The 8,119-nt window shown below is 51.1% G+C and carries 7 protein-coding genes and 2 pseudogenes; 3 read left to right on the top strand and 6 right to left on the bottom strand.

The features are described from left to right. Positions 1–307 (top strand): annotated as a pseudogene (locus tag IEW52_RS15270) (IS66 family transposase); the annotation flags it as partial. 111 nt (positions 308–418) lie between these two features. Here the strand turns inward: IEW52_RS15270 and IEW52_RS15275 are convergent. From IEW52_RS15275 to msrA, 4 genes and pseudogenes are all read right to left on the bottom strand, one after another. Beyond that, positions 419–712 (bottom strand): annotated as a pseudogene (locus tag IEW52_RS15275) (pseudouridine synthase); the annotation flags it as partial. A 141-nt stretch (positions 713–853) separates the two neighbouring features. Beyond that, positions 854–2,242 carry a DEAD/DEAH box helicase gene (locus tag IEW52_RS15280; RefSeq protein ID WP_188630943.1) on the bottom strand — a complete coding sequence of 463 codons (1,389 nt, stop codon included), beginning with the start codon at positions 2,240–2,242 and terminating at the stop codon, positions 854–856. Positions 2,243–2,530: 288 nt separating this feature from the next. Continuing rightward, positions 2,531–2,845 (bottom strand): DUF6172 family protein, encoded by a 315-nt coding sequence (locus IEW52_RS15285; protein WP_188630944.1) that lies wholly within the window; start codon positions 2,843–2,845, stop codon positions 2,531–2,533. Between the two features lie 330 nt (positions 2,846–3,175). After that, positions 3,176–3,769, bottom strand: coding sequence for a peptide-methionine (S)-S-oxide reductase MsrA (msrA, locus tag IEW52_RS15290; protein ID WP_188630945.1), 594 nt, complete (start codon positions 3,767–3,769; stop codon positions 3,176–3,178). 267 nt (positions 3,770–4,036) lie between these two features. On the opposite strand from msrA, the gene IEW52_RS15295 reads away from it, so the two are divergent. After that, positions 4,037–4,927 carry a tyrosine-type recombinase/integrase gene (locus tag IEW52_RS15295; RefSeq protein ID WP_229667995.1) on the top strand — a complete coding sequence of 297 codons (891 nt, stop codon included), beginning with the start codon at positions 4,037–4,039 and terminating at the stop codon, positions 4,925–4,927. After that, positions 4,924–5,976 (top strand): IS91 family transposase, encoded by a 1,053-nt coding sequence (locus IEW52_RS15300; protein ID WP_188630946.1) that lies wholly within the window; start codon positions 4,924–4,926, stop codon positions 5,974–5,976. The genes IEW52_RS15295 and IEW52_RS15300 overlap by 4 nt, the downstream gene beginning before the upstream one ends. Positions 5,977–6,261: 285 nt before the next feature. Here IEW52_RS15300 and IEW52_RS15305 read toward each other — a convergent pair whose 3' ends face one another. After that, positions 6,262–6,753: a GNAT family N-acetyltransferase gene (locus tag IEW52_RS15305; protein ID WP_188630947.1), complete on the bottom strand. Its 492-nt coding sequence runs from the start codon at positions 6,751–6,753 to the stop codon at positions 6,262–6,264. 91 nt (positions 6,754–6,844) lie between these two features. After that, positions 6,845–7,678, bottom strand: a complete 834-nt coding sequence (locus IEW52_RS15310) for a pPIWI-associating nuclease domain-containing protein (protein WP_188630948.1) — start codon at positions 7,676–7,678, stop codon at positions 6,845–6,847. Between the last annotated feature and the right edge of the window lie 441 nt (positions 7,679–8,119).

Raw genomic sequence — 8,119 nt, forward strand, 5'->3', positions numbered from 1 at the left:
CGAGCTGGAGCATGCACAGTACCAACGGCGGTTGAGGCGGTGCCGACAAAGCTGGCAGGCTCAACTGAAACGCGGCATGGTGTTGTGCTCCTCGCGTTATCGGGGACGATGCCGCTGGTTGCTCAACGATGATGACATGCTGTGGACGTTCCTGGAGGACGACCAGGTGGCCTTGACCAACAACGAGGCAGAGCGTGCGCTGCGCGGTTATGTACTGTGGCGCAAAGGCAGCTATGGCGTCTGGTCCCAGCGGGGAGAGCAGTTTCGTCAGCGTATTCTCTCGCTGGTGGAAACCGCCAAGCGTCTGGGNCACTCTGGGTGAACTGTTACCGCTGATTTGCCCCTGATCATCCGTTACCCAGCCCTCAAGCAGTGCCAGATAGCGCTTTTGAATGGTGCGCGCCTGAAACTGTTTATTAAGATGTTGCGCCGCCTGATCATTCAGCCCCACCACCATGATGCCCGAAGTGCCAAAGTCCAGACGATGGGGTAACTTTGCTTGCGGGAAGGCCGGAGTCACCCCGCCCTGGCCGTGCACCAAACGGTAATGTACCGAATCCCGGTTAAGCGGATGTTTACCCGACAAGCTGAGCAGGCCACTGGGTTTGTTGATCAGCAATATATCGTCGTCTTGATACAGAATAACCAGAACATCGTCACACTCAGGCGCCACAAAATCATCGCCCCGAGCCGACAGGTCAACACTAGACATTCAAATTATCCTCGTTTGAGCGGCATAGAGCGAACGCTGACAACACGACACAAGAGTCAGATATGCGCAGCCCGGCGGGGTAAACGCAAGTGCCGCCCACTAGTAATAACGTGGGCGGCACAGGGTGGTATTTATTTGAGATTAATATTGCTTGGCGCGCTTGCCCCGTAATATTTTTTTCTTGGGCCCGGTGACTTTTGGCTTATGGGTCTTTTTCAGGTGTACCGGTTTGGCCGTGGTATTGCCCGCTGATTCTTCACGGGGTTTGGCACGACGGGGTTTACCCTTGTGCTGACCGTTATTTGAACCTTCCAGTTCAATAATGGTTTCGCTGGCTCGGTTTGAACGCCCGGACAACACCTTCTGCGAAATGCTCTTTAACAGCGAACCTCGGCTGGTGACTTCAAAGCCCGGCTTAACGATACGCTTCACCTCGGTACCAATCAGCTTTTGAATACGCTCCAGGGTTTGCTCTTCTTCACGGCTGACAAAGGAAATCGCGGTACCCTGCGCCCCTGCCCGGCCCGTGCGACCAATACGGTGCACGTAATCTTCTGCCAGATAAGGCAGGTTGAAGTTCACCACATAATCCAGACCTTGAATATCCAGGCCGCGAGCAGCCACTTCGGTGGCGATCAGTACCTGTATCTTGGCGGACTTGAAATCGGCAATGGCGCGGCGTCTTGACCCCTGGCTTTTATCGCCATGGCACACTGCCGCATCAATCTTGCTCTTTTTCAGGCCGGCCAACAGTCGGTCTGCCTGCTCTTTGGTGCTGGTAAATACCAACACCTGAAACCAGTTTTTTTCTGCCAGCAGCTGTTCGAACAACTCGATTTTGCGACTTTCTTCTACCGGGTACACCGCATGTCTTACGGTATCGGCCGTGCTGTTGATTTTGGTTACCCGAATTTGCTGATGATTCTGCAGAATTTTGTGCGACAGCTCATTGACTGCCGGTGATGTTGTGGCTGAAAAAAGCAGCGTCTGGCGCTTTTGGGCGGTGAGCTGCATCAGCTTTAGCACGTCATTGATAAAGCCCATATCCAGCATACGGTCGGCTTCGTCCAGCACCACAAACTCAACATCACTTAACGTCACATTGCCCAACGTCATGTGCTCCAGCAAACGACCGGGAGTGCTGATCACAATATCAACCCCCGCTTTCAGTTTGTTGGCCTGGCCACCCATTTTAACGCCGCCATACAAGGCCGTTACGCTGATAGCCAAAAACTGGGCATAGGCACTAATGGAATCGGATAATTGCTCGGCCAGCTCTCGGGTGGGCGTTAAAATCAGGGCGCGAGGGCGTCGTGCAACGGTTTCTTTAGGCTTATCGTGCATACGTTGTAATACGGGAATGGCAAAGGCCGCCGTTTTACCGGTACCGGTTTGCGCGGTCACTTGTAAATCTTTGCCACGGCGGGCGGGCACAATGGCCTGGGCCTGAACAGGTGTCATGGTACTGTAGCCACAGGCAACAAGAGCACGCTGCAGCTCAGGAGCCAAATCTAAAGATGAAAATTGCATAAGAGATCCTCTGTAGAGTCGCTACAGTAAAAAATTTGAGGGCAGAATATACAGTATTTTAGTGCCAAAGGAGAGAATTGATTAGTCAGTGGAAAGCGCGGAGGCACTGGCGGAGTCTGGTCGTATCACAAACCTCCGCCAGAAGCACGTGGCGCTACACAGCTCTGGCAAGCCGCCAGGCCCAAGTCGTTATCATCACTTGGGCCGCTGATTTGGCGACACGGCCAAAGTGTCATCACCCGGCTTTGGCCGCTGCTGGCCATGGGGTCATGTCAACAAGCCGATAGTTTACGCTTCGTCGTCCATTGCTTTGATTTTTGCAAGGGGATCGTGCTGGCAGGCTCTGGCAAGAATTTCGACATAAAATGAAGGCAGCTCTTGTGCCACGGCTGCATCAATATGCTTATTGATGTCAGAGGTGTAAATCTCTTCTGCTACATCCTCTGAAGCGCCAAAACGACAATCAAATGTCCAGTAGTCCATACCCTGAGGCAGCGTCTTGTTGCGCTCTCTTTTAAGGTATTTTTTAATTTCGTACTTGATTGAGTCTACCAGACGGGCTGGCTTCAGCTTGTCGTGGGTTAAAGCGAAGGTCTTTTTCATGAAGTTCCTACCGAGGTGCACTTGAATGATCGTTTAAAAGCGCATTCTACATGGATGGCTGGAAGATAACTGCCTATTTCAATGGTTTTCTAGGCAAAAAAACCAATTGTTCCCCCTCTTCTGCCCTCGGAGAGCAACGGCTAAAAAAGAACACAACCGCCAGCCTGCTATTCAAAGAGAGCATCAGGCTCCTGGACATAGCTCAGTATTCCGGTATTGGTAAACATGCCGAGTTCGCTTCTACCAGCGCCAAAAACGCCCCTATGTGCCGAACGCCTGTTCCGCTTCCAGCAACTGGTCACTTTTCAGACGCGTGATAAGCAGTGTTTTTCAATGCGTTGCTTTATCACCCCAAAGCGCTTTCAATCGAGCGTCACGCCCGCAGCTCCAGCGATACGCCTTGTAGCGTATTGGACTTTTCTTGTAATAGTCTTGGTGATAACTCTCATCGCCCTTAATGGGGTAGAAAATAGACGCATCTAAAATGGGCGTAACGACGTTTTTATTGGGGAACATCATGGCAACGTCGGCTTTGGTTTGTTCGGCAATGGTTCTTTCTTGTTCATTTGCCACAAAAATGGCACTGAGATAACTGGTACCTTTATCGCAAAACTGACCTTTATCATCAAAGGGATCAATGTTGACCCAGTAATAATCCAACAGGTCTTTATAACTGACTTTTTCGGGATCATAGGTTATTTCAACGGCTTCATAATGACCTTGATGGTTACCCTTGTAGGTCGGATTTTTCAAGACGCCGCCGGTGAACCCCGAGATGACATCGGTTACCCCCTCAAGCTTTTCAAAATCCGCTTCCATACACCAGAAGCATCCTCCAGCCAAAATGGCTTTATCTGTAACGGCATTAGAAGAAAAGGACAGTAAGCCTGCTGCCAGGGTCATCAACACCAGTGTAATTTTCATGAAACGCTCTCCTGTTTTTCAACACTATTTTCACCGTCAGTTCACTTCGGATGATAGTGCCGAGTTAAGCGGTCAGGTGGATTATTCGTGACGATACCAATTACACCAACCAACCCTGTTTAAACAATAACAGCACGCGTAGAGTTTGGACACACGCCTGCGCGCTGATGCGGTTTGTTGAACTAAGCCGCTTCGCGGCAGAACAATGGCGCTGCACATCATACTGATCTTAGAACCCTACCAGAGTGGTAGCGGACTGGAGATAGCATGATGAATAGCCAACAGCAACGCCACTTCGATGCGCTGTATCAGCAGCATCTCAATAATTTAACCCTGCAGGGCAAACGACCCGCGACCATTGACGCCTATGCCCGAGCCGTGAGGCGGATCGCCGCATTTTTTGACTGCCCGCCGGACAACCTGACAACTAGCCAGCTCAAACAGTACTTCGTCAGCCTGATTGACAGCCATTCCTGGAGTACCGTCAAGCTCGACCGCAATGGCCTGCAGTTTTTTTATCGCCATACGCTCGATAAACAATGGCAGTGGCTCGACATCGTCAAACCGCCGCAGCTCACCACCTTGCCCGATATCCTCTCACCCGCCGAAGTCGGCCTGCTGATCAGCATGACCCGACAACGCCGCTACCAGATGTTCTTCTATACCCTCTATAGCCTGGGGCTGCGGCTTGGCGAAGGACTGTCGCTGACCGTGGCCGATATTGACAGCGCTCAGCAGCAAGTACATATCCGTAATGCCAAGGGCGGCAAAGACCGCCTGGTTCCCTTGCCCAACAGGACATTGCGTGCCTTGCGTTCACACTGGCAATCCCACCATCATCCACGGCTGCTGTTCCCCGGCACAAGAAAAGGGGCCGAGGCACCGATGGATCGGGGCGGGGTGCAAAAAGCCATGAAACAGGTCTGCCGCGACTGTGGGATCCGCAAATCCGTCAGCCCGCATACCCTGCGCCACTGCTATGCTACCCACCTGCTGCAACAGGGGTTGGATCTGCGTTCACTGCAAACGCTGCTCGGTCATGCCAGCCTCAATACCACCGCTCGTTACACCCAGCTCACGGCGGCCAAACGGTCGTGTGCGATGACCGCGGTCAATCAATTGGCTGACTCGCTGGCGGTCATGTGGGAGGTGTCATGAGTACTTTTATCTCGCTGCTGCGTGCGCACCATGATGCGTTGATGACGGCCAGCCAGACGCCGGTGTCGCCCGACATGAAACGGGCGATCGCGGCGATGGAAAGCTGTCAAACCGAGGCCGCTGGCTGGTCACAGTGGTACTGCCGGCATTGCCATCATCACGACCAATCCCCGCTCTCCTGCGGGCATCGGCTCTGCCCGCAGTGCCAACACCGAACCAGCGCCACTTGGCTCGCCCGTCAGCAGGCCAAGTTACTGCCGGTTCATTACTTCATGATCACCTTTACCTTGCCGGCCGAGCTGCGTGGCCTCGCCCGTGCGCAGCCCAAGGCGCTGTATCGCATCATGTTCTCGGTTGCCGCCTCGCTACTCAAGGACTTCGCCCAGCGTCGCCATGGTGGTCGCAGCGGCTTTACCGCGGTACTGCATACCCACAGCCGACGACGAGATCTGCATCCTCATCTGCATGTCATGGTACCGGCAGGCTACTACAATCCCGCACGGCGCCAGTGGCACAAGGGCCCCAAGCGTTACCTCTACCCTGCTGTCGCACTGGCCAAAGTATGGCGGGGCCGGCTACTGGCCGCCATTCACCAGCACCCCCAGCTCTACCTGCCAGCTAGACTACCGGCGCAATGGGTGGTGGACTGCCGCCCTGTGGGCCGGGGCCTACCCGCCCTGAAATACCTGTCCCGCTATCTGTACCGCGGGGTACTGCCCGACCGGGATATTATCGGAATAGACGGTGACCAGGTGACCTTCCGCTACCGCGAGGGGAAAACCAATCACTGGCAACACCGCACCTTACCCATCGTCAGGTTCCTGGGGCTGATACTGCAACACGCCTTGCCCAAGGGGCTGCAACGAGTACGGGACTACGGGCTGCTGCACGGTAGCGCCAGGGCGGTGCGCTTGATTATCCAGTTGTTGTTGATGCGACTGGGATGGCGAGGGCTACCAGGGGAGCCGGCAACGATGACCAAAGCCAGCCGCAGCTGCCCGCACTGCGCACAAAGCATGGTGTGCACCGGCATCATCCGAACGGGATAGTCGAAAGGCACGCATAATAAGGATAATGGCCTCAACAACAGCAGGAGAAGCACGACCGTCACTCACAGATCACTGTAACTAGCTGAAGTTATTAGTCTTCTAATCGCTTAGCGGCTAGCTATGCCTGCAGAAAATAGCGGCCTCACCGCCCACCTNATGCCTGCAGAAAATAGCGGCCTCACCGCCCACCTCATGCTCAACCGAGCAATTTACTTAATAAAGGCAGCTTCGGGCTTGTTCAACACCCGGATGAAGTGTCGGCTGCGCGACACTTATCCTTATTTGTTATGTTTTTTCTAACCATTTGAACATCACCAATGCATCAACGTAACCTAAATTGGGGTGGTTAAATGCATTGGGTAAACGGCCAACAGTATCAAAGCCTAGTTTGCTCCACAAACGAACTGCACCTTCATTACTTGATGCTACAAAATTAAATTGCATTGCTTTGTAACCTAATTCTACGGCAACTTTTTGGGAGTGCTCGCACATGGTCGTAGCAAGACCTTTCCCCCTTGCTAAAGAAGAAACCATATAGCCACAATTGCAAACATGACTGCCAGGGCCCGATTGATTAGTTTTTAGATAATACGTACCTAATATATTACCATCTTCTTCAAAGACGAAAGTCTTACGCGGAGCACCTAACCAAATATTCTCAGCTTGTTCTTTGGTTGTGTTTGTTTCATAAGCATATGTTTCACCAGCCAAAACTATTTCATGGAATATTGGCCATATTGAATCCCAGTCTGCTTCTGTGGCTTCTCTAATATTCATGACTCTACCTCTTTAGAAACATAACGCTTGCAGTTGCGGCGGGCACGGAGCGCAGCGTAGTACACGTCCGACAACCTGCACTTGTTAAGTTCTATTCGTACCACGAAGATGTGTCCACGTTTAATTCTTCACCTACGACCGAAAAATCATCAGGGTTAGCTACGTGAGCCTTCATCACGAGTGAAAAAGGATAACTAGAGCTGATGGTGCACGAGTCATCTTTAGGCCCATATTCTTGATCAACATGTACCGTTCCGGTTGCTGTCACATAAATGAATTCGTGATCGATCGCAGTGCACTCAATTTCTTCAACCTCTGAGTAATCGACGAACACATGGGGTGCAAGTAAAGACAAACTTTCGGGAATAGCGCTTACTGCGGTAGAAACGACTGAATCGTGTATTTTATCTTCCAGTGACTCAATTACTATTCTTTCTAAGTCACTAATCTGACTCAAGGAATCACTTGCAATTTTGACTACGGCTTTAGCATCCTCAAAGAATTTTTTAGGGCAGGCTTTAAAATACTTCTCAGTGATATGGGTATATTTATTTAAAAACCTAAATTCCTTCAAGAATTCAGAAATTACCTCATTTATTCCTTCCTGAACATCGTCATCGAAATACACATCAGCGATATTTGATTGAGCACAATATTTTAATTGCTGTCGCCTGGTTACTTCATGCTGTTCACTTTCACGTTCATACCAATTAGCGATCCTAACTTTCTTGACTGGTGCTTTTCTCTCAATCACCTGCAGTACCAGTTCCCGCATTGAAAAAGCAAAGTTATGAAAACGAAGCGGGTTTCCATGTGAGGCATAATTTCTTAAGCTCGAAACGAACAGCTTGTGCTCGAATTCAGTCTCCAGTAGAGATTGAAACTCTTGCATAAAATCTAGCGATAGCAGCTTATTTAACTTCATGCCTTCCCTTTAAACTTAACGCCGCCAACACAGGCGAGCGTCAGCGAGTCCAGCCAGCTTGCTGGCGTTTGTGATTGGCCTTGTTATGAGTTGTAAGTAAGAGCAAAAAACTCTCTCAAGACTCTGTGGGTAAACAAAGCTATCGCTGCCAATATTGAATGAAGCACACCGAATGTTCAACGAGATGACCAGCTGAGATCTTGAATGTTGAGCACCACAGCCAGGTACCTTGCTCGGTTCTCCGACAGACGATGCCGGTGTTACTTTTTGCTCCGCCATTTCAGCCTGCACAGCTCCGAGATAAATCTAAAAACTGACTTTGTGGTTGGCAGATTACTGACTCATAACGCTTAGATAATCAGCGAAGGTCCACTCAGCGTTTTCTAATCTCCGTAGAGGGTGGAGACCTTTGTCTGATTCATCGCTTTGTTGGACTTGCGT

The organism is Oceanisphaera marina (assembly GCF_014643915.1).
GTDB classification, from domain to species: Bacteria; Pseudomonadota; Gammaproteobacteria; order Enterobacterales; family Aeromonadaceae; genus Oceanimonas; species Oceanimonas marina.